Here is a 25,991-nt window from a genome sequence, read left to right as displayed (position 1 = left end):
AGGAAAACGCCAGTGGCAAGCCGCGCCGCGACCGGATTGTTCGATGCGGGCACGATCGCCAGCCGGTGGATCGCGGATTATTGCGCGCCCGGACGAACCAGCGACGTGCTGGCCGATCGCACGCCCGGCGACACCGCCTGGACCGCCGTGTTCGAGGAGCTGGCGGGGCTTTCGGGCGACGGCCTCGATCTCGCCCGCGAGCGCGCCCAGCGCCACGCGGAGGACATCGGCACCGGCTTCCGCATCGCCGGCGAGGGCGAGGAGCGCCGCTGGCCGCTGTCCCCCATTCCGCTGATGATCGCCCAGGCCGAATGGGACGGCATCGCCGCCGGGATGGCCCAGCGGGCACGGCTGATGGAGACGCTGCTCACCGACCTCTATGGCGAGGCGCGGCTGGTCCATGAGGGCCATGTCCCCGCCGCGCTGGTGACCGGCAGCCCCTTCTTCCTGCGCCCCCTGTCGGGCCTGACGCCGCCGGGCGGGCGCCATCTGGAGTTCGTCGCCGCCGATCTTTGCCGCGGGCCGAACGGCGAATGGCGCGTGCTGGCCGATCATCTCCATGCCCCGGCGGGCGCGGGCTATGCGCTGGAAAACCGGCTGGCGATGGCGCGGATGCTGGGCGGGCTGCAGGGGCGGTTGAATATCGAGCGCCATGCGCCCTTTTTCGCCGCCTTCCGCGACGGGCTCGCCTCGCTGTGCCGCCGCGCCGAGCCGCGTATCGCGCTGCTCACCCCCGGACGGCTCAACCCCAGCTATGCCGAGCAGGCGCATCTGGCGCGCTATCTGGGCTTCCTGCTGGTGGAGGGCGCGGACCTGGCCGTGCTCGACGACCGGCTCTACGTCCGCACCATCGCGGGGCTGAAGCGCGTCGACGCGATCTGGCGGCGGATCGACCCGCGGCTGCTCGATCCGCTGGCGCTCGATTCGCATTCGGCGATCGGCGTGGCGGGGATCGTCGACGCGATGGCGGAGGGCAATGTCGTCGTCGCCAACGCGCCGGGTTCCGCGCTGCCGGAGGCGCCCGCCTTCGCCGCCTTCTTCCCGCGGCTGGCGGAGGTGCTGCTGGGCGAGCCGCTGAAGCTGCCCAACATCGCCACCTGGTGGTGCGGCCAGGATGCCGAGCGCGCGCATGTCGCCGCCAACCTCGATTCGATGGTGATCGCCCCCGCCTTCGGCGCCGCGCCGTTGGGGCTGCCGCAGGGCGCAGCGCTGGGCGCCACCGTTACCGGCGATGCGCGCGCGGCGCTGCTGGCGGACATGGAACGGCGGCCGCAGGACTATGTGGGGCAGGAGGTGGTGCGGCTTTCCACCATGCCCGTCGCCGCGGACGAGGGGCTGACGGCGCGTCCGTTCATCCTGCGCGTGTTCGCCGCGCGCGCCGCCGACGGCGAATGGACGGTGCTGCCCGGCGGCTTCGCCCGGATCGGCGAGCATCCCGACGCGCGCGCCGCCGTGATGGGCGGGGGCACCTGGTCCGCCGACGTGTGCATCCACGGGCCGGAGCCGGTGGCGCCGGTGACGCTGCTGGCGTCGGATGACACCACCCAGCTCCGCCGCAACCCGGGAACGCTGCCCAGCCGCGTCGCCGACAATCTGTTCTGGCTGGGCCGCTATCTGGAGCGGGGCGAGGCGCTGCTGGGCGTGGTGCGCGTGCTGCTGGGCAATTCGATCAGCGCCGATACCGGCGCCGCGCTGGCCGAGGATACGGTGGGGCGGCTCGCCAATCTGGTGGTCGCAGCCGGCGCCGCGCCCGCCCCGCGCGCCCATAAGCGCGCCGAACTGACCCAGCTCGCCCGCACCGCGCTGGAGGACGAGGACGGCTGGTATTCGATCCGCGCGATCAACGATCAGGCCCGGCTGATCGGCGAAATCTCGCGCGAGCGCCTGTCGGCCGACATGATCCGCCTGCTCGACGCGCCCTTTCCCAGCAAGGGCAGCCTGCTCGATCGCGCGGGATCGGCGCAGCGGCGCTATTCGGCGCTGGCGGGCCTTTCCGCCGAGCATATGGCGCGCACCGACGCCTGGCGCTTCCACGACATGGGGCGCCGGGTGGAGCGGGCGATGGCATCGATCCGCTTCATCCGCGCGTTCGGCGGGGCGGAGGCGACCGCGGACGATCTTTCGACGCTGCTCGATCTGGCGGACAGCCAGATCAGCTATCGCCAGCGCTATCTGACCGGGATCGCGCGCGTGCCGGTGCTCGATCTGGTGACGCTCGATCCGGGCAATCCGCGTTCGATCGCCTATCAGGTCGCGGCGATCGCCGATCATCTTGCGCGGCTGCCGGTGCTTTCGGACGACGGGCTGGCCGAGCCGCAGCAGGAGGAGGCGCGGCTGCTGGCCGCGATCGTCTCCACCGCGCGCGCGGCCGAGCTGGGCGATGCGACGCTGCTCGACATCGAGGCGCGGCTGGGGCGGCTTTCGGACGCCGTGGCGCGGCGATATTTCCTGCAGGGTGCCGAACCGCTGCGCGCCGCCGGGCTGGTTCTGGCCTGAGCCGCGCATGCTCTACGCGATCCGCCACGTCACCCGTTTCGACTATGCCCAGCCGGTGGCGTTCGCGCGCTGCAACCTGCGGCTGAAGCCGATCGCCTGGGAGGGCCAGGCGGTCGAGGAATATTCGCTGAGCATCGAGCCCGGCGGCCATACCTCGCCCGCGCGCGCCGAGGCGGGGCTGGCCAATGTCGTGCGGCTGGTGGTGGACAAGCCCGCGCGCACGCTGACGATCGAGAGCCGCGCGCGTGTGCGCGTGGACCGGCTGGTGCCCGTGCCCGCCCCCGGCGATCCGACGCTGGGCGAAATCGCGGCGCTGGCGCGCGCCAGCCGCGATATCTCCGCCGTCAGCCCGGCCAGCTATCTCTTCCCCTCCGCGCTGATCCCGCTCGACGCCGAGATCGCCCAATGGTGTGCCGCCGATCTGGATCCGGGCCGCGGCGCGCTGGAGGCCGGAATCGCGCTGGCCCGGCGCATCCAGGGCGAGTTCTCGTTCGATCCCGCCGCCACGCTGGTCGACACGCCCCCGCGCGAGGCGTTTCTGAAGCGGCGCGGCGTCTGCCAGGATTTCGCGCAGATCATGATCACCGGGCTGCGCGCCGCGGGGCTGCCCGCCGCCTATGCCTCCGGCTATCTGCGCACACTGCCGCCGCCGGGGCAGCCGCGGCTGGTGGGCGCCGACGCCACCCATGCCTGGGTGCTGCTGTGGTGTGGGCCGGAACGCGGCTGGGTGGGGCTGGATCCCACCAACGGCATCTGGATGGCGAGCGATCATGTGGTGATCGCGATCGGCCGCGACTATGCCGATATCGCTCCCGTGGACGGCGTGGTGCTGGGATCGGGCGCGCAGAACATGGACGTTTCGGTCGACGTCGAACCGCTGGAGGAAGCGGCCGCCTGAACGCCCGGGGCCTTGCGATTTGCCGCCCCCGCGCCGAAATACCGCGCGGAGAATAGGGGAAGAAATGGCCGATCCTTACGCAACACTCGGAGTGCCTCGCGGCGCGGGCGAGGCCGATATCAAGAAGGCCTATCGCAAGCTCGCCAAGGAGCTGCACCCGGATCGCAACAAGGACAATCCGGCGAAGGCGGAGCAGTTCGCCAAGGTGACGCAGGCCTATGACCTGCTTACCGACGCCGACAAGCGCGCGCGATTCGACCGCGGCGAGATCGACGGCGACGGCAACCCGACCCAGCCCTTCGGCTTCGGCGGGGCCGGCGCGGGCGGGCCGGGCGGATTCCACCCCGGCGGCCGCCAGTTCGATTTCGGCGGCGAGGCCGGCGGATTCAGCGACATCTTCGAAGGATTGTTCGGCGGCGCACGGCGCGGCGGCGGCGGCGGCGGCGAGGGCTTTTCCAGCGGCTTCGGCGGGTTCGGGCGCAGGCCTCCGGCCAAGGGGGCCAACGTGCCCTATCGCCTGGCCGTGTCCTTCACCGATGCCGCCACGCTGGCGCCCCAGCGCGTGACGCTGCGCGACGGCAAGACCATCGACCTGAAGCTGCCCCCCGGCGTGGAAACGGGCACGCAGATGCGGCTGGCGGGCAAGGGCGAGGAGGGGCCGGGCGGCGCGGGCGACGCGATCGTCACCGTGGAGATCCAGCCCCACCGCTTCTTCACCCGCGATGGCGACGACGTGCGGCTGGACCTGCCGGTTACGCTGGCGGAAGCGGTGCTGGGCGGCCAGGTGCGCGTGCCCACGCCCGACGGGCCGGTGATGATGACCATCCCGCGCGGCGCGACATCGGGCAAGGTGATGCGGCTGAAAGGGCGCGGCTTCCACCACAAGGGCGGCGGCCGGGGCGACCTGCTCGTCACGCTGATGGTGGACCTGCCCGCCGAGGACGCCGATCTGGCCGCCTTTGTGGAGGCATGGCCGGGCCGCACGCAGGGGAACCCGCGCGAGCGCATGGGCGTGTAGCGGGGGCATGTCGGCCGGCGACATCTCCCCCGAATCGCCCGAGGCGCGCCGCCGCGGCGCGGGCCGGCGGGCGCGGCGCCGGCTGGGCGCGCTGCCGCCGCGCGAACGGGTGTTCACCGTCGTCCGCCGCGTGGCCGTGGGCGTCTATACCGACGGGTTCACCTATGCCGGCAACCTCGCCTATCTCAGCCTGGTCACTTTGTTCCCCTTCTTCATTGTCGCCGCGGCGCTGACCCGGCTGGTGGGGCGCACGGGCGAGGGGCTGCGCACGCTGGAAGCCTTTCTGCGCACCGTGCCGCCGGAGGTGGCCGCCGTGCTGCGCCAGCCGGTCTATGACGTGCTCCAGGCGCGCACCGGCAACCTTCTGTGGTTCGGCGCGATCGTGGGGCTGTGGACCGCCGCGGGCTTCATCGAGACGATCCGCGGCATCCTGCGCCAGGCCTATGGCGTGCGGTCGAACACCCCCTTCTGGCGATACCGGCTGGGCGCGATCGGGATGATCGTGGGCGCGGTGATGCTGGCGATGATGGCGTTCAGCTTCCAGGTGGTGCTCACCACGGTCGAGCAGTTCCTGCTCGGCATGCTGCCCGAAGCGGCGAAGGCGCACGGATGGCTGGCGCTGGGCAGGATCGCGCCGCCGCTCGCGCTGTTCGGCGCGCTGTACATCCTGTTCTATTCGCTGACCCCCGCCAAATACCGCAAGGCCCGGTGCCTCAAATGGCCCGGAGCGGCGTTCGTGACGCTGTGGTGGATGCTGGTAACGGCGCTGCTGCCCAGCGCGCTGCGGCTGGTGGGCAGCTATGACCTTACCTATGGCAGCCTGGCGGGGGTGATGATCGCGCTGATCTTCTTCTTCTTCGTCGGGCTGGGCGTGGTGATCGGCGCGGAACTCAATGCCGCACTGGCGGAATCCCCCGAGAACGGGCTAGAGGGCGACAAAAAGGAGGCAGACGCGGCGTGACCGGACTGATGCAGGGCAAGCGCGGGCTGATCATGGGGCTCGCAAACGATCGATCGCTGGCGTGGGGCATAGCGAAGCAGCTCCGCGAGCAGGGCGCCGAGCTGGCGTTCAGCTATCAGGGCGAGGCGCTGGAGCGGCGCGTGCGCCCGCTGGCGGCCGAGCTGGGCAGCGATTTCCTGATCGATTGCGACGTCGGCGACATGGCGGCGCTCGACACCGCCTTCGCCAAGCTGGCGGAGCGCTGGCCAACAATCGACTTCGTCGTCCACGCGATCGGCTTTTCCGACAAGAACGAGCTGCGCGGCCGCTATTACGACACCAGCCTCGAAAACTTCCTGATGACGATGAACATCTCGGTGTTCAGCTTCACCGCGGTGGCGAAGCGCGCGCAGGCGATGATGCCGAACGGCGGCAGCCTGCTCACGCTCAGCTATTACGGCGCGGCGAAGGTGGTGCCCCATTATAACGTCATGGGTGTCGCCAAATCCGCGCTGGAGACGAGCGTGAAGTATCTCGCCGTCGATCTGGGCCGCGACAACATCCGCGTGAACTGCATCTCGGCCGGGCCGATCAAGACGCTGGCGGCCAGCGGCATCGGCGATTTCCGCTACATCCTGAAGTGGAACGAGCTCAATTCGCCGCTGAAGCGCAACGTGACGATCGAGGATGTGGGCGGCGCCGGGCTGTACCTGCTGTCGGACCTGGCGAGCGGCGTCACCGGCGAGATCCACTATGTCGACGCCGGCTACAACGCGATCGGCATGAAGGCCGAGGACGCGCCCGACATCGCGCTTTCGTGACGCCCCGGCGATGACCATCGCGATCCGCGCCGCGACCGGCGGCGACGTGGCGGCGATCGACGCGCTGCTGCGCCGCGCCTTCCCCGCGCACGACGAGGCACGGCTGGTGCAGCAGCTCTGCATCGACGGCGACATGGTGCTCACGCTGGTTGCCGACGACGAGGAGACCGGCGCGCTGGCCGGAATGGTGGCGTTCAGCCGCATGGCTGCGGAGATCGGCGGCAAGGCGATGGCGGCAGTATCGCTCGCCCCCGTCGCGGTGGACGCGGCGCACCGGCGCCAGGGCGTGGCGGAGGCACTGATCCAGGCCGGGCTGGCCCATCTGCGCGATGCGGGCGCCACGCTCTGCTTCGTGCTGGGCGATCCGGCCTATTACGGCCGCTTCGGCTTTTCGGCCGAGCTGGCGCGCGGATTTGCCTCGCCCTATGCCGGCGACTATCTGATGGCGCTGCCGCTGCAGGACGGGGCGATGCCGTGCGGCGTGCGCGGCGAGGCGCGTCATGCCGCGGCGTTTGCAGCGCTGGGCGGGGTATCGTGAGCTTCAACACCTTCGGGCGGGTCTTCCGCTTCACCACCTGGGGCGAGAGCCATGGGCCTGCGCTGGGCGCGGTCGTGGACGGCTGCCCGCCGGGACTGGCGCTGACCGAGGAGGATATCCAGCCCTTCCTCGACAAGCGCCGCCCCGGCACATCGCGCTTCACCACCCAGCGGCAGGAGCCCGATCGCGTCCGCATCCTTTCGGGCACGTTCGAGGGCCGCACCACCGGCACGCCGATCAGCCTGATGATCGAGAATGTCGACCAGCGTTCGAAGGATTATTCGGAGGTCGCCAAGGCCTATCGCCCCGGCCACGCCGATTATGCCTATGACGCCAAATACGGCTTTCGCGACTATCGCGGCGGTGGGCGCAGTTCGGCGCGCGAAACGGCGGCGCGGGTGGCGGCGGGCGCGGTGGCACGGCTGGCCATCCCCGAGGTCCGCATCCGCGCCTGGGTGGAGGCGATCGGCGGCGATTCGATCGATCCGGCGAACTTCGACGCGGCGCAGATCGACGCCAACCCCTTCTTCTGCCCCGATCCCGCCGCCGCCGCGCGCTGGGAGGGCATCGTGGACGCGGCGCGCAAGGCGGGCTCGTCGCTGGGCGCCGTGATCGCGTGCGAGGCGGAAGGCGTGCCGCCCGGCTGGGGCGCCCCGCTCTACGCCAAGCTCGACAGCGAACTGGCCGCCGCGTGCATGAGCATCAACGCGGTGAAGGGCGTCGAGATCGGCGACGGCTTCGCGGCGGCAGAGCTGCCCGGCGAGCAGAATGCCGACGCGATGCGCCCCGGCAACGACGGGCGCCCGCGGTTCCTGGCCAACCATGCCGGGGGCATCGCGGGCGGCATTTCCACCGGCCAGCCGATCCGGCTGCGCGTTGCGTTCAAGCCGACCAGCTCGATCCTGACGCCCGTGGAAACGATCACCCGCGAGGGCGACGCCGCCGAGATCATGACCAGGGGCCGCCACGATCCCTGCGTCGGCATCCGCGGCGCCCCGGTGGTGGAGGCGATGGTGGCGCTGGTGCTCGCCGACCAGAAGCTGCTCCACCGCGCCCAGTGCGGCTGAGACGCGCGCGGCCACCTGGGCCTCAGGCTACCAGGTGTCGAATGATGCGATGGGTGGCCTGGTTACGCGCGGCGCACGGTGTTTACCCAATATGCGAATCAAGACTCTTGCCGGTCTGGTCGTCCTCCGCGGCTCGACGGCTGCCGACGCAAACAGGGCCACGGCCGCGCCGATGCTGCGGATCGCGAACGGCACCGAGGACGAGTCCCCGGCCGCCTGACCCGGCTCCGTGCCCTCCCCGTCGCGGCGAAAGCCCTACTTCAAGCGCAGAAAGCGCTTTGCGTTGTCATAGAGGATGGCCTTCTTCTGCTCGAGCGAGAGGAACGGGGCGTTGTTGATCGCGTCGATCCCTTCGTCGATGAGGCCGGGCCAGTTCATCTGATCGGACCCAAACATGATCCGATCTTCGAAGCCCGCGTCGATCAGATCCTCCAGGAAACGGTAATAGCCCTTTCGCGTCATCGCCATCTGAAGGACGGCGGTATCCACGTAGAGCTGCGGATACGCATAGAGCATCGCCTTCAATTCATCGATGAAGGGCGCGCCCGCATGCATCAGATAGACGCGAAGCTTCGGGTGGCGGGCCAGCACGGGCTCGATCTGTCGCGGGCTCTGGATGCGATAGGCCGGGATCAGCGCAGGCGCGCCCGGGGGGCCAAAACCCAGGTGCAACCCAACGGGAATGTCGTTCGCCTCCGCCATCGCCCAATAGGGTTCGAACGCCGCATCGTCGGCCAGTACGCCCTGATACTGGTTCATCACTTCGCCGAACACGGCAAGCCTGCCCGCGGCGTGCATCGCGGCGATGTCGTCCGGCGTTTCCGTGTTGCTGCGCAGGCCGAAGTCGATGCCAGGAAGGAACAGGCCCGGCGCCATCTTCATCCACGCCGCGACATCCTGCGGCGATCCGCTGAGGACGGCGATGGCGTTGCGACGCCGCAGTGTCGCGATCGTCTGGTCGCGGACTTCGGCGTCGGTCGCCGGCCCTTTGATCGGGGTCTTGCAGCGCGGGTGCTGCAACATTCCCATGAACACTGCGCCCCAGGGCTGGGTGCCGTCATAGCGCAGGTTGGCCGCGGCGCCCGGGCAGATCATGTTGGGCGCCGGACCATTGCCGTCCGCGGGTGCCACATGGGCATGCACGTCGATGATTGGCCCGGTGTAAGGCGGCGATCCCTTTGCGAGGGCGGGCGCCGCCATCATCGTCGCCACCACGCAAATCCACTTCACCCAAAGCCGCATCGCGAATCCCCCCTCGTCGCCACCCAAAAACGACGCTTAGCGACCGGGTGGCCGGGGTGAAACGGTTTAGCGATCAATCCGCGAAGGGATCGCGGACCAGGATCGTGTCCTCGCGCTCCGGGCTGGTCGAAACCAGCGCCACGGGGCAGCGGATCAGCTCCTCCACCCGGCGGATGTATTTGATCGCCTGCGCCGGCAGGTCGGCCCAGCTCCGCGCGCCCGCGGTCGATTCCTGCCAGCCGGGCATCGTCTCATAGACCGGCTCGACCGCCGCCTGATCGAACATATTGGCGGGGAAATGGTCCAGCTCGCGGCCGTTCAGCCGGTATCCGGTGCAGATCCGCACCTCGTCGAACCCGTCGAGCACGTCGAGCTTGGTCAGCGCGATGCCGGTGATGCCCGATACCGCCACCGTCTGGCGCACCAGCACCGCATCGAACCAGCCGCAGCGCCGTTTGCGCCCGGTAACCGTGCCGAACTCGCGCCCGCGCGTGCCCAGCCGTTCGCCGACGTCATTCTCCTGCTCGGTCGGGAAGGGGCCGGATCCGACGCGCGTCGTATAGGCCTTGGCGATCCCCAGCACGAAGCCGACCGCGCCCGGCCCCAGCCCCGATCCCGAAGCCGCCGTGCCCGCCACCGTGTTCGACGAGGTGACGAAGGGATAGGTGCCGTGATCGATATCGAGCAGCACGCCCTGCGCGCCTTCGAACAGGATGCGGCGGCCGCGCTCGCGCGCCTCGTTCAGCGCGCGCCACACGGGCCGGGCGAAGGGCAGCACGAAGTCCGCGATCTCCTTCAGCCTTTCCACCAGAGCCGCGCGATCGATCGGCGGCACGCCGAAGCCGGCGCGCAGCGCATCGTGATGCGCCAGCAGCCGATCGAGCTGCGGCCCCATCTGGTCGAGGTGCGAAAGATCGCACACGCGGATCGCGCGGCGGCCCACCTTGTCTTCATAGGCGGGGCCGATGCCGCGCAGCGTGGTGCCGATCTTGCCCGCGCCGCTCGCCGCCTCGCGGAAACCGTCCAGCTCGCCGTGCAGCGGCAGGATCAACGGGCAGGTGTCGGCGATCTGCAGCGTATCGGGGGTCACGTCCACGCCCTGGCCGCGCAGCTTCTCCACCTCGGCCTTCAGCGCCCAGGGATCGAGCACCACGCCGTTGCCGATCACGCTGGGCGTGCCGCGCACGATGCCCGAGGGCAGTAGCGAGAGCTTGTAGACATTCTCGCCCACCACCAGCGTGTGCCCCGCGTTGTGGCCACCCTGGAAGCGCACCACCACATCGGCCCGGCTCGCCAGCCAATCGACGATCTTGCCCTTGCCCTCATCGCCCCACTGGGCGCCGATCACCGCGACATTTGCCATGGATACATGTCTCCGCCTGCCGGGGCGGACCCAGGCCGCCCTTCGACAGGACTCGGCGGCCGGGCTTTCCAGTGCGCGGGGCCATGCCCGGGCGCGGCGGCGCATTGGCCCGTGCGGCGCCGCACGTCAAGGGGGCGCTCGACAAGGCCGCGCGACGCGCTAAGGGTAAAGGCGAGGAGAAAGTATCAAATGAAACTTGCCAGCCTGAAGCACGGCCGAGACGGGAAGCTCGCCGTCGTGTCGAACGACCTCGCCTGGTACGCGAGCGCCGCGATGATCGCGCCGACGCTGCAGGCCGCGCTCGACGACTGGGACCGGGTGGAAGGCGACCTGCGCAACCTGGCGACCGACCTGGAGCATGAGACAATCCCGCGCGAGCGCTTCCACGAGCGGCTGGCCGCCGCGCCGCTGCCCCGCGCGTTCCAATGGGCGGACGGCTCCGCCTATGTGAACCATGTCGCGCTCGTCCGGCAGGCGCGCAGCGCCGAGCTGCCCGACAGCTTCTGGCACGATCCGCTGATGTACCAGGGCGGCAGCGACGGCTTCCTTGGCCCGCGCGACCCCATCCCGCTGGCCGACGAATCCTGGGGATGCGACCTGGAGGCGGAGGTAGTCGTCGTCACCGGCGACGTGCCGCTGGGCGCGAGCCGCGAGGAGGCGCTGGCGGCGGTGCGGCTGGTGGGGCTGACCAACGACGTCAGCCTGCGCAACCTGATCCCGGCCGAGCTGGCCAAGGGCTTCGGCTTCTTCCAGTCGAAACCGGCCAGCGCCTTCTCCCCCGTGTTCGTCACGCCCGAAGCGCTGGGCGATTGGTGGAAGGACGGCAAGCTGCACCGCAAGCTGATGGTGGACCTGAACGGCGCGCCGTTCGGCCGCGCCGAGGCGGGCGAGGACATGACATTCGATTTCGGCACGCTGATCGCGCATGCGGCCAGGACGCGGAAGCTGGGCGCCGGCACGATCATCGGATCGGGCACCGTATCCAATCGCGATGCCGGCGGCGGCCCGGGCAAGCCGATCGCGGAGGGCGGCGTGGGCTATTCCTGCCTGGCCGAGGTGCGCACCGTCGAGACGATCCTGCGCGGCAAGCCCGAGACTCCGTTCCTGAAGGCGGGCGACACCGTGCGCATCTGGATGGAGGACGATCGCCACCACACAATCTTCGGCACGATCGAACAGACGGTGGCGGCGGGATAGCGGGGCGGCGCGCCCGCCCGCTCAATGGAAATCACGTGATCGCACCGGAATCAGCCCGGGCGCCTTCAGGCTGCGGCGCGGGGGCATGTGATCGCGCGGATCGATCTCGCCGCCATGGGTGGCGCCGTCGCCGGGCATCGCCGCGCCGGGCAGATCCAGCCCGCCTACCTCGCGCAGCATCGCGGTGAGATCGGTCACCGCATCGGCGACGACATGGATCACCAGCCCTTCGCGCTGCACCCGCCCGCGCACCGCCAGCATCGTCGCCGACATCACGGTGCGGCGGTGCGTTTCGAACCGGTCGCGCCACAGCACGGCGTTGGCGATGCCGCTCTCATCCTCCAGCGTGACGAAGACCACGCCCTTGGCGCTGCCGGGGCGCTGGCGGACCAGGATCAGCCCGGCCACCTCCACCCGCTGGCCGTCGCGCATCGTTTTCAGCTCGCCGCAGCGGCGGACGCCGCGCGCCGCGAGCCGTTCGCGCAGGAAGCGCAGCGGATGATCGCGCAGCGATAGCTGGATCGCGCGATAATCCTCCACCACCTCGCGCCCGGCGGTGAGCGGCGCCAGCGCGACCGCGGGCTCAGCGCTTTCGGGCACCACCCGCCCGGCGCGCGCATCGGCGGCGGCGAGCAGCGGCAGCGGCTTTTCGCCCAGCGCCTTCACCGCCCACAGCGCCTGCCTCCGGTCCAGCCCCAGCGCGTGGAAGGCATCGGCCCGCGCCAGCCGCTCCAGCGCCGCGGGCTTCACCCCCGAACGGCGCCACAGCGCCTCGACCGAGGCGAACGGCCCGCCCCGGTCACGCGCGAGCAGGATCGCCGCGGCATCGCCCTCCGCCAGCCCCTGCACCGCGCGCATGCCCAGCCGCAGCGGCAGCAGCGCGCGCCAGTCCGCATCCTCCCCGCAAAAGCCCGCGTGCCGCGCCCGCGCCGGCCCGGGGGGCAGCATGCGCGTGTCCCACTCGCTGCCGTTGACGCACACCGGCATCACCTCCACCCCATGTTCGCGCGCATCCCGAACAATCTGCGCGGGCGCATAGAATCCCATCGGCTGGGCGTTGAGCAGCGCGGCGCAGAAGACGTCCGGATGGCGGCACTTCATCCAGGACGAGGCATAGGCGATCTTGGCGAAGCTGGCGGCGTGGCTTTCGGGAAAGCCATAATTGCTGAAGCCCTTGATCTGCTCGACCAGCCGCTCGGCGAATTGCTGGGAAATGCCGCGTTCGCGCATGCCCTTGATCAGCCGGGGGCCGAATTCGCCGATATCGCCGGTCGCCTTGAAGGCGGCCATGGCGCGGCGCAGCCGGTCCGCCTCGCTGGGGGTGAAGCCGGCGCCGATGATCGCCACCTGCATGGCCTGCTCCTGGAACAGCGGCACGCCCAGCGTCTTTTCCAGCACCTGGCGCAGCGCGGGCGAGGGATATTCGACCAGCGCCGGATTCTGCCGCCGCTTCAGATAGGGGTGAACCATGTTGCCCTGGATCGGCCCGGGGCGGACGATCGCGACCTGGATGGTGATATCGTAGAAGCTTACCGGCTTCAGCCGCGGCAGCATCGACATCTGCGCGCGGCTTTCGATCTGGAAGGTGCCCAGCGTGTCCGCCCGCCGGATCATCGCGAAGGTGCGCGGATCCTCATGCTGCAACGAATCCGACGCGAGCGTTAGGCGCAGCCCCTTGTGCGTTTCCAGCAGCGCGAAGGCGCGGCGCATGCAGCCGAGCATGCCCAGGCCGAGGATGTCGACCTTCATCATCCCCAGTTCCTCGATATCCAGCTTTTCCCATTCGATCACGCGCCGGTCGATCATCGCGGCGGGCTCGATCGGCACCAGCGAATCGAGCCGGTCGCGCGTCAGCACGAAGCCGCCGGGATGCTGCGACAAATGGCGCGGCGTGCCCACCAGCTCGCGCGCCAGCCGCAACGTGAGCGACAGCCGCGGATCGGCGCGATCCAGGTTGAGCGCATCGGCATGGCCATCGTCGACGCTGTTCGACGATCCCCAGACCTGGCCCGACAATGCTGCCGTCAGGTCCTCCGGCAGCCCCATCACCTTGCCCACCTCGCGCAGCGCCCCGCGCGCGCGATAGCGGCTGACCACCGCGGTGAGCGCAGCGTGATCATGGCCCCAGGTCTCATAGATCCACTGGATCACCTCCTCGCGCCGTTCATGCTCGAAATCGATGTCGATATCGGGCGGTTCGCCGCGTTCCTCCGACACGAAGCGTTCGAACAGCAACTGATGCCGCACCGGATCGATCGAGGTGACGCCGAGCAGGAAGCAGATCAGCGAATTGGCCGCCGATCCGCGCCCCTGGCAGAGGATTTCCTGGCTGCGCGCGAAATCGACGATCGCCAGCACCGTGAGGAAATAGGACGCGTAGCCGAGCCGGGCGACCAGCGCGAGTTCCCGCGAGAGCAGGCGGCGATAGGCGCCGGGCGGGGCGCTGCCGAAGCGGCGGTTGAGCGCCTGCCACGCCATCCGCTCCAGCGCCTTCTGCGGGCTGCGGCCGCTCATGAAGATCTCGTCGGGATATTGGTAGCTCAGCTCGCGCGGGCTGAAGCTGCAGCGCTCGGCGATCGCCAGGCTGGCCGCCAGCGCATCGGGATGGTCGCGGAAGCGGCGCGCCATCTCCTGCGGGGGCTTCAGGTGGCGATCGGCATGGCGTTCGCGGCGAAAGCCGAGCGCGTCGATCGTGCAGCGTTCGCGGATCGCCGTCATCACGTCCTGCAGCATGCGCCGGTCCGGATGGTGATACAGGATATCCCCGGTGGCGAGCGGGGCCAGCCCGTGCGCACGCGCCGCCTGCGCCAACCGGTGGAGCCGCAGCGCGTCCCCCGGGCGGCGATGGTGCGTCAGACAAAGGTGACCACGGTCACCAAAGCTTTCCGCCATCCAGCGCAGCGCGAGCGGATCGCCCTCGTCCGCCAGCCCCGGCACCAGCGCGCCGACCAGCCCGGCGGCATGCGCAACGACATCCTCCCAATGGAGGAAGCAGCGGCCCTTCTCCCCCTTCTGCGCGTCGGCGCGTCCCTTGCCCAGCGTAAGCAGCCGGGTAAGCCGTCCCCAGGCCGCGCGATCTTCCGGCCAGACGAGCAGCGAGGCGCCGTCGGCGAGATCGAGCCGGCATCCGGCCACCAGCCGCACCCCGGTCGCCTCCGCGGCCACCAGCGCGCGGACGATGCCGCCCACGCTGTTGCGATCGGCGATGCCCAGCGCGGGCAGGCCGAGCAGCGCCGCCGCCTCGAACAGCTCCTGCGGCGAGGATGCGCCGCGCAGGAAGCTGTAATGCGTCGTGACCTGAAGCTCGGCATAGGGCGCCGGCGCCATGTTCATCCGAACACGCCGTGGAGATACCAGCTCAGGTCGCCCGTCTCCGCGCGCTCGCCGTCACCGCGGCGGAACAGCCAGTATCGCCGCCCGGCCTCGTCCTCGACCCGGAAATAATCGCGCGATCCGTGGACCTCGCTCAGCCGCTTCCACCATTCGCCATGCACCCGCTCCGGCCCGTCGGCGCGGACAACGCGATGCGCCACGCCGCGCCAGGTGAAGCGGCGCGGCGGCTGATCGGGCAGTTCGGCCAGCACGTGATCGAGCCGCTCCGGCCGGGTGAGCAGCCGGGCAGGGCGCGGCCAGCGGGCATGCCAGGGCGGCAGCGGCCCGGCGCGATCGAGACGGCGGACGTCGTCGGGCTTCATCGGCGGCTGCGGCTGGCCCGGCGGATCGAGCGGGGAGGCGCGCGTCACCGATCGTTCGGGCACGTCGCTTTCCACCGGCGCCGCCCGCCACAGCCCGGCCATGCCCACCCGCGTCGCCAGCGTATCGACCAGCGGGGCAAGATCGGGCGGCTGCGCACCATCGATCGCCTCGCCCACCGGCTGGGGGTCGAGCGGCTCCGAACGGCGGACATGGAGCGTCAGCGCGTCGATGCCATAGCCGGGATCGATCGCCTCGATCCGCCGGGCGAGCAGCCGGGCGATATGCAGCGGATCGCGGCTGGCGCGGGCCAGGCCGATCGCGATCCGCTGGGGCACGCCGTCGACCCGGTCGGCCACCAACGCCACCATGCGCGCGCCGCGCCCGGCTCCGGCCAGCGCCTCGCCCAGCTCCGCTGCCAGCCGGCCCAGCCAATGTCCGATCGCATCGGCGGTGGCCAGGGGTTCGGCGAAACGGCGGCCCACGGCGATGAAGCGCGGCGGCACCACCGGATCGAGCGGCTCCGGCGCATGGCCCAGCGCCTGATCGAGCCGCAGCGCCAGCCGGGCACCGAAGCGGCGGACCAACGGCGCGCGCGGCATCGCCATCAGCGTGCCGGTGCGCACGATGCCGAACCTGCGCAGCAGCTCCGCCGCATCCTCGCCGATCCGCAATGCCTCGGGCGGCAGCGCGGCCAGGGTATCGGCATGCGCACCGGGCGGGCAGAGGGCCACGGCATCCGCGCCATGATGCGCCAGCGCCCAGGCCGCGCCCGCCGTATCGGCCACCGCGATCCGCGCCGAAAAGCCCAGCCGCGCGAGCAGCCGGACGAGCCGCCGCGCCATTGCCGCCTCTCCGCCGAAGAGGTGCGCGACCCCGGTCAGATCGAGCAGCAGCGTGGCTTCGCCCGCCAGCGCAACCACCGGCGACCAGCGCCGCGCCAGCGCCGCCGCCAGCCGGGCCAGCGCCGCCCGGTCCCCCGCCGGATCAGCGGGACGGATATCGAGCCCGGGCACCTGCGCACGCGCCTGGGTGATCGCCATGCCCGGCACCAGCCCCAGCGCCAGCGCGCGCGGGCAGGCGGCATGGATCAGCACGCGATTGCCGCTGCGTTCGGAGAGGAGCAGCGGCGCCCGCGCGGAGGATTCGCCCGAAGGCGCCCCGCCCGCCCCATGCCCGGCGGCGGATGGCGAATCGTCGCCCGCCCAGCGCGCGCCGGGGCGCCAATGCCCCTCGTGCCGCGCGGCCCGGCGTCCGCCGGCGGCGGGCGGGAACGGCACGGGTGGCCCGGGCAGCCCGGCCGGGGGTTCGCGCGGCTCAGGCGGCGCGGCGGTCCGCTCTGCGCGCCGCAGCCGTTCGACCGGCCACATCGGCAGGCAGAGCGCAGCGACCCGTTTCATCGCATGCCTCCACGATCCAGTTTCCGCCCTCTCCGCCGCGCTGGCGCACGAGATCGAGCCGCCAGCGCGGCCGCCCCACGCCCTCCACCGGCAGCGCCGCCGAGGGCGTTGGCGCCACCTTCCAGCGCGTCACCGCGGCAGACGGCGGGCGCAGCGGATCGCTGCCCGCGCGCCCGTGACGGCGCAGCAGCAGCGCGATCGTGCGCCCGCCCTCCGCCGCGAGCTGAAGCCGCCGCGTCGCCGCCATGTCGGCGCGACGCACCTCGCCGATCACCGCGCCCAGCCCGCGGTGGCGCAGCCCTTCCTCCATCATCGCCATCAGTTCGTCGTCGTCGCGCGCCTCGGCATAGAGCAGGCGCCGCGCCGACAGCCCGGCCTGCGCCAGCCCCGGCGCGAACAGATCGCGCCGCCGCACCACCCAGAGGACAGGCCCCCAGGCACGCGCGGCGATGCCGGCAAGGAACAGCGTGGCGGCGCAATCGTCCGCCAGATCGGCACTCGCTCCCGCCGCCTCATGCAGCGCATCCAGCCGGAGCCCGCCATCGGCGAGCCGCGCATCGATCGGTGCGATGCCGACCGGCAGCACGGGGCGCCGACGCAGCGCGGGCGCCTCTATCGCGCGCAGCGTTTCGCGGAGCTTGGCAAGAACGGCGGGATCGGCCACGGCGACTCGGGACTCGGCTGGAGAACAGAATGTTCCCATTCTGTTCTCATTTGCCCGCGAGTCAACAGGCAGCTTGCGGACGCTGGCCCGTATCAGCTTTGCCGTAGGAGCGGCCGGCGCCGCAATCCGGGTTCAGCGCTGCTGAACCCGGATCCGGCAGGTCAGTTCAGCGCGGCGCGCACCGAGATGCCGAAGGTGCGCGGCTCGTTCACGAAGCCGGTGTTGTTGTTGAAATCGATGCCGCCCTTCACATTGTCCGCATCAGTGATGTTGCGGGCGAACAGCGCGATCTCATAGCTGCCGTCGCTGCGCGCATAGCCGATGCGCAGGCCGCCCTCGACCTGATCGTCGGTGTTGAACTCCAGCGATTCATAGAGGAACAGGTTGGTCTTCCCCTGGTACGCCCAGTCGGTGAAGGCGAACAGCTCGCCACCGCTGCCCAGCGGCACCGAATAGCGCGCGGTGAAGTCCGCGATCAGCTCCGGCGCGTTGGGGAAGGGATTGCCGTCCACCAGCGCGCGCGGCGTGCCGGCGATGGTGATCATCGGATCGGTGACCGTGCACTGGGCGCAGACGCCCACCGCCAGCGAGGAATCGCTGATCTTGGTCTTGTTGTAGCTGAGCCCGATGGTGAAGATCAGCGAATCGACCGGGCGGAACTCGCTGTCGAGCTCGAAGCCCCAGGCGGTGCCGCGATCGGCGTTGAGCAACTGGACCAGGTTGCCCGCGCCGCCCACCGCGGTGAACTGCGGATCGTTCACCGTATAGTGGAAGAAGGCGCCGTTCAGGCGGACGCGGCGATCGGCGATCAGCGCCTTGAACCCGGCTTCCATCGAAAGGATCTTCTCCGACGCCGCGACCGAGGGCGGGTTGAAGAAGGCCACGTCGCGCCCCTGGATCGTCGGCGCGCGGAAGCCCGAGGCGAGCCGGGTATAGAGGCTCACGTCGGCGCTGAGATCGTACATCAGGCTCACGTCCCAGCTCAGCCGCTCGTCGGAGACCGAGCGATCGTTGAGCGGCGATCCGCCGATCACGGTGAAGGTCTTGTCGTCCTCCGTATAGCGCAGGCCCGCGGTGACCTTGAACGATTCGGTCGCCTGGTAGCTGCCCTGGCCGAACGCGGCCCAGCTCTGGTTCTTGTGGCGCACCAGCGTGGGCGGCGGGAAGGCGAAGCCCTCGGTCAGCACGGTGAAGTCGCTGTCGAAGAAGAAGGTGCCGACCTGCCAGCTCAGCGGCGCCGATCCGGTGCTCGCGACGCGGAATTCGGCGGTATATTGATCGAGGTCGATCGAATCCTGCGTGTCCGACGGGAAGGGGATGAAGCCCGGGCCGGTCACCATGTTGCCGCCGTCGATGTCGCCGCGGCTGCTGCCCTTACTCGATTCATAGGCGCCGATCGCGGTGAACACGGCGCCGCCGAAATCATAATCGGCCTTCAGCGATCCGCCCCAGCCCTCATAGCTCTGCGGGTTGTTGCCGCCCGCGTCGTAATAGACGGTGTCGCGATCATAATTGGCGTTGAGCTTGTTGTTGCCCGGGCCGAGGATGTTGGCGCGGAAGATCGCGGCCGTGCCGTCTAGGTTGCGGTAATGGAGGTTGCCGAGCAGGCTGAGCGCCTCCGTGGGCGTCAGCAGGAGCTGGCCGCGCACCGCGAACTCCTCGAACCCGCCCATGGCGTTGTCTTCACCGGTGAAGGCGTTGTCGATCCAGTCGCTGCGCCGCTGGTACAGCACCGAAAGGCGCGCCGCGAGCAGATCGGGCACCAGCCCGCCGCCCACGCCGACATCGGCCGTCACCGTGCCGAACGAGCCGGCGGTCAGCGATCCGCGGAAATCGAACTCCTGGCTGGGCTTCACGGTGGTAAACTTCACGATGCCGGCCGGCGTGTTGCGGCCGAACAGCGTGCCCTGCGGCCCGCGCAGCACCTCGACCTGCTCGATGTCGAAGATCGGCGAACTCTTCAGCGTGACGTTCTCCAGCACGACATCGTCCATCAGCACCGAAACGGGCTGCGACGCGGCGAGATCGAAATCGGTGTTGCCCAGGCCGCGGATATAGAAGCGCGGCGCCGCTCGGCCGTTCGAGCTTTCGACATAGAGGCCGGGCACGCGCGCGGCGAGCGCGGTGACGTCGTCGCCCGAATCGAAGATGCTGGTGAGCTGGGCGGGCGGCAGCGTGGCGACCGAAAGCGGCACGTCCTGCAGGTTTTCCTCGCGGCGCTGGGCGGTGACGATGATCGTGTCCTCATCGTCATAAGCGCCTTCCGCGTCGCTCTGCGCCTGGGCCGGCGCGGCGCCGAGCAGCAGCGCAGACGCAATCGCCGCCCCGCTCAGCCAGCGGACGCGCGAACCGGTAATCGATCGAATCTGCTTCATCTATGCCCTCCCGATGAACGCTGAGTGTTGCATCGCAACGATGCCGTCTTCACGGTGACAAAAAGCCGCAACAAAGGCGAGGGGGACGCGGCGTTTCCGCGCCTCTTTTTCGCACTTGCACGCATTGCGTCGCAGCATTGTTGCAAGAATGCCGCAATCGCCCGCGCGCACGGCTGGAAGCGACGCCGCCGGAAGGCGGAATAGGTCAGAACATCTGCCCTTCTTGCAAAGCCCGTTGAAATTTTATAACAAGGAAATCGAACCCGAGTCCGCGCGTTTCCTGCAACGATGCGGACCGATTGCCGGAGAGTGACGTGACGGACGCACGGCGTTCCAACCTGCCGCCACTATCGCTGCACGTGCCCGAGCCACGCTTCCGGCCAGGCGACGAGGTCGATTTCGGCGACATCGCGGTTCCCCCGGCCGGCGCGGCCCGCCGCCCGGACACCGCGGACCCCGCATCGAGCTTCCACGAGCTGGCCTATTCGCTGGTCCGCGTGCTGGACGATGAAGGGCGCGCGGTGGGTCCGTGGGACCCGCGCCTCTCGCCCGATACGCTTCGCGCGATGCTGCGCGACATGGCGCTGACCCGCGCCTTCGACGAGCGTATGTTCCGCGCCCAGCGCCAGGGCAAGACCAGCTTCTACATGAAGTCGACCGGCGAGGAGGCGGTGGCGGTGGCCGCGGCGCACGCGCTGGCAAGCGACGACATGTGCTTCCCCAGCTATCGCCAGCAGGGCATCCTGATCGCGCGCGGCCATCCGCTGGCCGGGCTGATGAACCAGATCTATTCGAACAAGGGCGACACGCTGAAGGGCCGCCAGCTCCCGATCATGTATTCGGCGCGAGACTATGGCTTCTTCTCGATCTCCGGCAACCTGACGACGCAATATCCCCAGGCCGTCGGCTGGGCGATGGCCAGCGCCGCCAAGGGCGACAGCCGCATCGCCGCCACCTGGTGCGGCGAGGGATCGACGGCGGAGGGCGACTTCCACTCCGCGCTCACCTTCGCCACCGTCTATCGCGCGCCGGTGATCTTCAACGTCGTCAACAACCAGTGGGCGATCAGCAGCTTCTCCGGCTTTGCCGGCGCGGAGGCGACCACCTTCGCCGCGCGGGCGATCGGCTATGGCATCGCCGGGCTGCGCGTGGACGGCAACGATCCGCTGGCCGTGCATGCCGCCACCCAATGGGCGGCCGAACGCGCGCGCACCAACCAGGGACCGACGCTGATCGAGCATTTCACCTATCGCGCGGAGGGCCATTCCACCTCCGACGATCCTTCCGCCTATCGCAGCGCGCAGGAATACAGCCATTGGCCGCTGGGCGATCCCGTCGTGCGGCTGAAGCAGCACCTGATCGCGATCGGCGAATGGGACGCGGAGCGCCACGCCGCGATGGACCTGGAATGCGCCGAACGGGTGAAGGCCGCACAGAAGGAGGCGGAGAAGAACGGCATCCTGGGCCATGGCATGCACCAGCCGTTCGAAACGATGTTCGAGGGCGTGTTCGAGGAGATGCCCTGGCATCTGAAGGAACAATGCCAGCAGATGATCGACGAGCGGAAGGCGGCGGGAATCTGATGGCGCACATGAACATGATCCAGGCCATCAACTCCGCGATGGACGTGATGATGGCGCGCGATCCCGACGTGATCGTGATGGGCGAGGACGTGGGCTATTTCGGCGGCGTGTTCCGCGCGACCGCGGGGCTCCAGGCCAAATATGGCAAGACGCGCGTGTTCGACACGCCGATCACCGAATGCGGCATCATCGGCGTGGCGGTGGGCATGGGCGCCTATGGCCTGCGCCCGGTGCCGGAGATCCAGTTCGCCGACTATATCTATCCCGCGCTCGACCAGCTCGTGAGCGAGGCGGCGCGGCTGCGCTATCGCTCCAACGCCGATTTCATCGCGCCGATCACGGTGCGATCCCCCTTCGGCGGCGGCATCTTCGGCGGGCAGACGCACAGCCAGAGCCCCGAAGGCATTTTCACCCATGTCTCGGGCCTGAAGACGGTGATCCCGTCCACCCCCTATGACGCCAAGGGGCTGCTGATCGCCGCGATCGAGGACAATGATCCCGTCATCTTCTTCGAGCCCAAGCGCATCTACAACGGCCCCTTCCACGGCCATTACGACCGCCCCGCCAGGACCTGGGCCGATCACCCCGGCGCCGAGGTGCCCGAGGGATATTACAAGGTGCCGCTGGGCAAGGCCGCGGTGGTGCGCCCGGGCGAGGCGGTGACGATCCTGTGCTACGGCACGATGGTCCATGTCGTCGCCACCACGATCGAGGAGCTGGGCGTCGATGCGGAGATCATCGATCTGCGCACGCTGGTTCCGCTCGACATCGAGGCGATCGAGGAAAGCGTGCGAAAGACCGGCCGCTGCATGATCGTGCATGAGGCGACGCGCACCGGCGGCTTCGGCGCCGAGCTGTCCGCGCTCGTCACTGAACGCTGTTTCTACCACCTCGAAGCCCCGGTGGAGCGCGTCACGGGCTTCGACACGCCCTATCCCCACAGCCTCGAATGGGCCTATTTCCCCGGCCCTGTCCGCATCGGCGAGGCGCTCAAGAAGATCCTGAAGGACTGACCCGGCCATGGCACGCTTCACCTTCCGTCTCCCCGATATCGGCGAAGGCATCGCCGAGGCCGAGATCGTCGCCTGGCACGTGAAGGTCGGCGATCGCGTGGAGGAGGACCAGCAGGTCGCCGACATGATGACCGACAAGGCGACGGTGGAGATGGAATCGCCCGTCTCCGGCCGGGTCGTCGCGCTGGCCGGCGAGGTGGGCGAGATGGTGCCGATCGGATCGGCGCTGATGGTGATCGAGGTCGAAGGCGAGGGCGAGGCGGAAGCACCGGCCGAAGCGCCTATCGCGGCGGAGACGCCGGCCGTCGAAGAACCCGCCCCGGTTCGCGCCGAGCCCGCCGAGGCGCCCCGGGCCGGAGGCGAAGCGCCCGTGGAGAGCCGGCCTTCGGCAAACGCAGGCCGGATGGAGGAAGTGGCCGAGCCCGGCGCCCGCGCGCATGTCCTCGCCAGCCCCGCGGTCCGCGCGCGTGCGCAGGACCTGGGGATCGACCTGGCGTCCGTGAAGCCTGCCGAGGGCGATCGCATCCGCCACGCCGATCTCGACGCCTATCTGCGCTATGGCGGCGCCCAGGGCTATCACGCCCCCCATGCCAGCCGTGCGCGCGAGGATGAGGCGATCAAGGTCATCGGCATGCGCCGCCGCATCGCCGAGAACATGGCCGCATCCAAGCGCACGATACCCCATTTCGCATATGTCGAGGAAATCGACGTCACCGCGCTGGAGGACATGCGCGCGGACCTGAACGCCAATCGCGGCGGCCGCCCCAAGCTCACGATGCTGCCGCTGCTGATCGTCGCGATCTGCCGCACGATCCCGGCCTTTCCGATGATCAACGCGCGCTATGACGACGAGGCGGGCGTGGTTACCCGTCACGGCCGTGTCCACCTGGGCATGGCGACGCAGACCGATGCCGGGCTGATGGTGCCGGTGATCCGCGACGCGCAGGACCGCAACGTCTGGCAGCTCGCGACCGAGATCGCCCGGCTGGCCGAGGCCGCGCGCACCGGCAAGGCGAAGAGCGAGGAGCTGAGCGGCTCCACGCTCACCGTCACCTCGCTCGGCCCGCTGGGCGGAATCGCCACCACGCCGGTGATCAACCGGCCGGAAGTGGCGATCATCGGCCCGAACAAGATCGTCGAGCGCCCCGTGTTCCAGGGGGACGAGATCGTGCGCGCCAAGCTGATGAACCTGTCGATCTCGTGCGATCATCGCGTGGTGGACGGGTGGGACGCGGCAAGCTTCGTCCAGGCGCTCAAGAAGCTGCTCGAAACGCCGGTACTGCTCTTCGCGGATTGAGAAGCGCCGGGGCGGAGCGCCACACGCGCCCCGCCCGGCAACGCTCCTAGCGCGCCAGCGCGTCGCGGACCTGTTCCTGGCCCTCCACGATCCGGTCATAGGAGGCCATCTGGGCCTTGCGCGCCGCGCCCGCCACGCCGACCAGGCGATCCATCAGCTTGCGGTATTCAGCGCCGTCACCGCCGGAAAATGCGAAATAGCCGCCGATGTTGCGCCAGCTCCGCTTCGCGAGCAGGCGGCACAGTGCCTCTCCCGTGGCGAGCAGCTCCGCATCGCGCGCCGCGGCGCCGTCGTCAAAGCCCGGGACCACCGCCATCTTGGTCGCGCCCTGCTTCAGCGCTTCGGTGAAGTTGGACGCGGCGATCGCCTGGGTCATCGCGGCGATCCGCTCCCGGGTCTTGGCGGCATATTCGTCGGCCTTCGGCTTGAACGCGGCGATGGCGCCGCAATTCTCCAGCACCGCGGGGTCCTCCTCCAGCGCATAGGGGTTGGTCAGGCTGGCGAACTGAAGCTTGCCGAGCGCCTTGCCATAATCGCGCTGCGCGGCGGCAGCCTCTTCCTGAAACGCCACGAAGCGCTTCGACACCGGTCCGCGCCCCGTGGCGCCGCGCGGCATGTTGATCGTGCCGCCCGGGCTCACCTCTGCCTCGGCGAAGCTGCTCGCATCGGTCGAGGCGCCGGCGTGATAGAGCCGGTCGGCAGCCAGACCGGCCAGCGCGCCCGCCCCTACGAGCGCCGCAAGGCTGCCCAGCTTCCATTTGAGCGGCGCATGGCGGATCGCGAACAGATAGCCCGCGCCCCAGAAGACCAGACCCAGCCCGGCGGACGCCGCGACCAGCAGCGGCAGCGTGAGCCGCGGGAACGCGATCGGCGCCAGAATCGCCAGCCCGACCAGCAGCGCGATGCCCAGCAGCGTCACCAGCAACGGGCGAAGATCCATCGGCGCGTGTTCGGAATCGAGTTCGTCGGTCATGCGGCAAATCCCCCTGCGCCCGATGATGCCCGCCCGCCGTCGCGGGCGCCAGCACCCCCCCAAACGAAACCTCGCACCCGCATCAAATTAAACCACTTGGTTGACTATGAGCGGCAAGGCGCATAATTCAACCATATGGTTGAACGACTCGACGCCACCTTCCATGCCCTGGCCGACCCGACGCGCCGTGGCATGCTCGCCAGCCTGGCGCTGGGCGAGAAGTCGATCGGCGAGCTCGCCGCGCCCTATGCGATGAGCTTCGCCGGGGCCGCCAAGCATGTGAAGGTGCTGGAGGGCGCGGGGCTGATCGCCCGCCGCCGCTCCGGCCGGACCCAGCTCTGCGCGCTGCGCCCCGGGCCGCTGGCCGAGGCGGAGCAATGGCTGCGCCAGTGGGAGCGTTTCTGGAATCTCCGTCTCGACCGGCTTGAGGCGCTGATCGCGGCGGAAAAGGAGCAGCCCGAATGAGCGATGCCGGCGGCTGCGCACCCGCACGGCCTGGCTGGCGCCCGGATCACGGAGAATGGACATGCATAGCGACAGTTTCACCGCGCAGGAGCTGCGCTTCGAACGCATCCTGGACGCGCCGGTGGAGAAGGTGTGGGACTATCTCACCGATCCGGAACTGCGCGCGCTGTGGTTCATGGGCGGCCCCATCGATCGGCATCCGGGCGGCAGGATCTACATGACCTTCGACCACGACCGGCTTTCGGACGGCGATGCGCTGATGCCGGATCGCTATGCCGCCAACCGGGGCAAGCAATGGTTCGAGACGATCATCGCCTATGTTCCGCCGCGCCTTCTGGCCTATAGCTGGGACAATGGCGACGCGGGCACCGTGACCTTCACGCTGGAGCCCGCGGGCGATGGGCGCACGCGGCTGGTGCTGGTCCACAGCGGGCTGCGCGGCCCGACGGATGCGAAGAACTTTGGCGGCGGCTGGCACAGCCATCTCGCCGTGCTCGATGCGCGGCTGCGCGGCGGCCGGGTCGAGAATTTCTGGGCGATCCACGCCGCGTCGGAAGCAAAGGCCGCGGCGGCACTGGAGGCATCGTGAACCAGGCCAGAACGGGCCCAGGGTCTGTCCGCCCCTCGCGGATGGACACCGGCCCGCTCCCCATCCGGCCACCCGGCGGCAGGATTGCCATGGGTGGCCGGGCCGGTGGGACCGGGCTGGCCAGCCTGGATAAGACGACTCCAGGTTGAGAGGCCATGGACGACCGCTACCGGCGGAAGCTGTCATTTGACCTGCCTGCCGAACGTCATCTATCGGGCCGGGAGCGGACTGTCCGCTTTCAGCGGCCGGCTCGCGAAAGCGGACATGATGAGCTCGACTGGCCGCGAGACCTTTGCCTTAAGGATTTTGGGAGTGCCGGCCGCCAGTTCCGCGGATCTCATAGGCTTACGGGGAGGTTC

21 protein-coding genes are annotated in these 25,991 nt (G+C 69.7%); 14 read left to right on the top strand and 7 right to left on the bottom strand.

Annotated features, from left to right (window positions below):
• Positions 1–12: 12 nt before the first annotated feature.
• From OM513_RS02965 to OM513_RS02930, 8 genes are all read left to right on the top strand, one after another.
• Complete coding sequence (locus OM513_RS02965; protein WP_264942643.1) at positions 13–2,496, top strand: circularly permuted type 2 ATP-grasp protein; 2,484 nt, start codon at positions 13–15, stop codon at positions 2,494–2,496.
• 7 nt (positions 2,497–2,503) lie between these two features.
• The gene (locus OM513_RS02960) at positions 2,504–3,394 is read left to right on the top strand and encodes a transglutaminase family protein (RefSeq protein WP_264943027.1); all 891 of its coding nucleotides are present in this window, start codon (positions 2,504–2,506) and stop codon (positions 3,392–3,394) included.
• A 64-nt stretch (positions 3,395–3,458) separates the two neighbouring features.
• Entirely contained in the window at positions 3,459–4,412 is a 954-nt protein-coding gene (locus OM513_RS02955) for a J domain-containing protein (protein WP_264942642.1), read from the top strand.
• Positions 4,413–4,419: 7 nt separating this feature from the next.
• Positions 4,420–5,373 carry a YihY/virulence factor BrkB family protein gene (locus OM513_RS02950; RefSeq protein ID WP_264942641.1) on the top strand — a complete coding sequence of 318 codons (954 nt, stop codon included), beginning with the start codon at positions 4,420–4,422 and terminating at the stop codon, positions 5,371–5,373.
• Complete coding sequence (fabI, locus tag OM513_RS02945; RefSeq protein ID WP_319951593.1) at positions 5,370–6,173, top strand: enoyl-ACP reductase FabI; 804 nt, start codon at positions 5,370–5,372, stop codon at positions 6,171–6,173. Before OM513_RS02950 ends, fabI begins: the two co-directional genes overlap by 4 nt.
• Before the next feature lie 10 nt (positions 6,174–6,183).
• The gene (locus OM513_RS02940; RefSeq protein ID WP_264942640.1) at positions 6,184–6,711 is read left to right on the top strand and encodes a GNAT family N-acetyltransferase; all 528 of its coding nucleotides are present in this window, start codon (positions 6,184–6,186) and stop codon (positions 6,709–6,711) included.
• Complete coding sequence (aroC, locus tag OM513_RS02935) at positions 6,708–7,778, top strand: chorismate synthase (protein WP_264942639.1); 1,071 nt, start codon at positions 6,708–6,710, stop codon at positions 7,776–7,778. The genes OM513_RS02940 and aroC overlap by 4 nt, the downstream gene beginning before the upstream one ends.
• A 91-nt stretch (positions 7,779–7,869) precedes the next feature.
• Entirely contained in the window at positions 7,870–7,998 is a 129-nt protein-coding gene (locus tag OM513_RS02930) for a hypothetical protein (RefSeq protein ID WP_264942638.1), read from the top strand.
• Positions 7,999–8,033: 35 nt separating this feature from the next.
• Here the strand turns inward: OM513_RS02930 and OM513_RS02925 are convergent, their stop codons facing one another.
• On the bottom strand, positions 8,034–9,020 hold the full coding sequence (locus OM513_RS02925) for an amidohydrolase family protein (protein ID WP_264942637.1): 987 nt from the start codon (positions 9,018–9,020) through the stop codon (positions 8,034–8,036).
• Positions 9,021–9,093: 73 nt separating this feature from the next.
• Positions 9,094–10,383, bottom strand: coding sequence for an adenylosuccinate synthase (locus tag OM513_RS02920; RefSeq protein WP_264942636.1), 1,290 nt, complete (start codon positions 10,381–10,383; stop codon positions 9,094–9,096).
• 189 nt (positions 10,384–10,572) lie between these two features.
• Here OM513_RS02920 and OM513_RS02915 point away from each other — a divergent pair, with 189 nt between their 5' ends.
• Positions 10,573–11,580 (top strand): fumarylacetoacetate hydrolase family protein, encoded by a 1,008-nt coding sequence (locus OM513_RS02915; protein WP_264942635.1) that lies wholly within the window; start codon positions 10,573–10,575, stop codon positions 11,578–11,580.
• A 21-nt stretch (positions 11,581–11,601) separates the two neighbouring features.
• Here OM513_RS02915 and OM513_RS02910 read toward each other — a convergent pair whose 3' ends face one another.
• The 4 genes from OM513_RS02910 to OM513_RS02895 all read right to left on the bottom strand — a co-directional run bounded on the left by OM513_RS02910 (position 11,602) and on the right by OM513_RS02895 (position 19,712).
• On the bottom strand, positions 11,602–14,907 hold the full coding sequence (locus tag OM513_RS02910) for an error-prone DNA polymerase (RefSeq protein ID WP_264943025.1): 3,306 nt from the start codon (positions 14,905–14,907) through the stop codon (positions 11,602–11,604).
• A gap of 2 nt (positions 14,908–14,909) precedes the next feature.
• Positions 14,910–16,673, bottom strand: coding sequence for a Y-family DNA polymerase (locus tag OM513_RS02905; protein ID WP_264942634.1), 1,764 nt, complete (start codon positions 16,671–16,673; stop codon positions 14,910–14,912).
• Positions 16,591–17,337, bottom strand: a complete 747-nt coding sequence (locus OM513_RS02900) for an ImuA family protein (RefSeq protein ID WP_380916235.1) — start codon at positions 17,335–17,337, stop codon at positions 16,591–16,593. The genes OM513_RS02905 and OM513_RS02900 overlap by 83 nt, the downstream gene beginning before the upstream one ends.
• Before the next feature lie 161 nt (positions 17,338–17,498).
• Complete coding sequence (locus tag OM513_RS02895) at positions 17,499–19,712, bottom strand: TonB-dependent receptor (RefSeq protein ID WP_264942633.1); 2,214 nt, start codon at positions 19,710–19,712, stop codon at positions 17,499–17,501.
• A 314-nt stretch (positions 19,713–20,026) separates the two neighbouring features.
• Here OM513_RS02895 and OM513_RS02890 point away from each other — a divergent pair, with 314 nt between their 5' ends.
• The 3 genes from OM513_RS02890 to OM513_RS02880 are packed head-to-tail and all read left to right on the top strand — an operon-like array spanning position 20,027 to position 23,605.
• Positions 20,027–21,295: a 3-methyl-2-oxobutanoate dehydrogenase (2-methylpropanoyl-transferring) subunit alpha gene (locus OM513_RS02890; RefSeq protein ID WP_264942632.1), complete on the top strand. Its 1,269-nt coding sequence runs from the start codon at positions 20,027–20,029 to the stop codon at positions 21,293–21,295.
• An 8-nt stretch (positions 21,296–21,303) separates the two neighbouring features.
• A complete protein-coding gene (locus OM513_RS02885) occupies positions 21,304–22,308 on the top strand; it encodes an alpha-ketoacid dehydrogenase subunit beta (protein WP_319951598.1) in 1,005 nt (334 codons plus the stop codon).
• A 7-nt stretch (positions 22,309–22,315) separates the two neighbouring features.
• Positions 22,316–23,605, top strand: a complete 1,290-nt coding sequence (locus tag OM513_RS02880; protein WP_264942630.1) for a dihydrolipoamide acetyltransferase family protein — start codon at positions 22,316–22,318, stop codon at positions 23,603–23,605.
• A 46-nt stretch (positions 23,606–23,651) separates the two neighbouring features.
• On the opposite strand, the gene OM513_RS02875 is transcribed toward OM513_RS02880, so the two are convergent.
• Entirely contained in the window at positions 23,652–24,578 is a 927-nt protein-coding gene (locus tag OM513_RS02875) for a hypothetical protein (protein ID WP_264942629.1), read from the bottom strand.
• Between the two features lie 135 nt (positions 24,579–24,713).
• Between OM513_RS02875 and OM513_RS02870 the strand changes: the two genes are divergently transcribed.
• The gene (locus OM513_RS02870; RefSeq protein WP_264942628.1) at positions 24,714–25,043 is read left to right on the top strand and encodes an ArsR/SmtB family transcription factor; all 330 of its coding nucleotides are present in this window, start codon (positions 24,714–24,716) and stop codon (positions 25,041–25,043) included.
• Between the two features lie 61 nt (positions 25,044–25,104).
• Positions 25,105–25,632, top strand: coding sequence for an SRPBCC family protein (locus OM513_RS02865; protein WP_264942627.1), 528 nt, complete (start codon positions 25,105–25,107; stop codon positions 25,630–25,632).
• Positions 25,633–25,991 lie beyond the last annotated feature (359 nt).

The sequence above is a fragment of the Sphingomonas canadensis genome (assembly GCF_026013525.1).
Taxonomy (GTDB): Bacteria; Pseudomonadota; Alphaproteobacteria; order Sphingomonadales; family Sphingomonadaceae; genus Sphingomonas; species Sphingomonas canadensis.
Note: the sequence above shows the minus strand (reverse complement) of the source record. Positions and strands in the feature narration are given on the sequence as shown.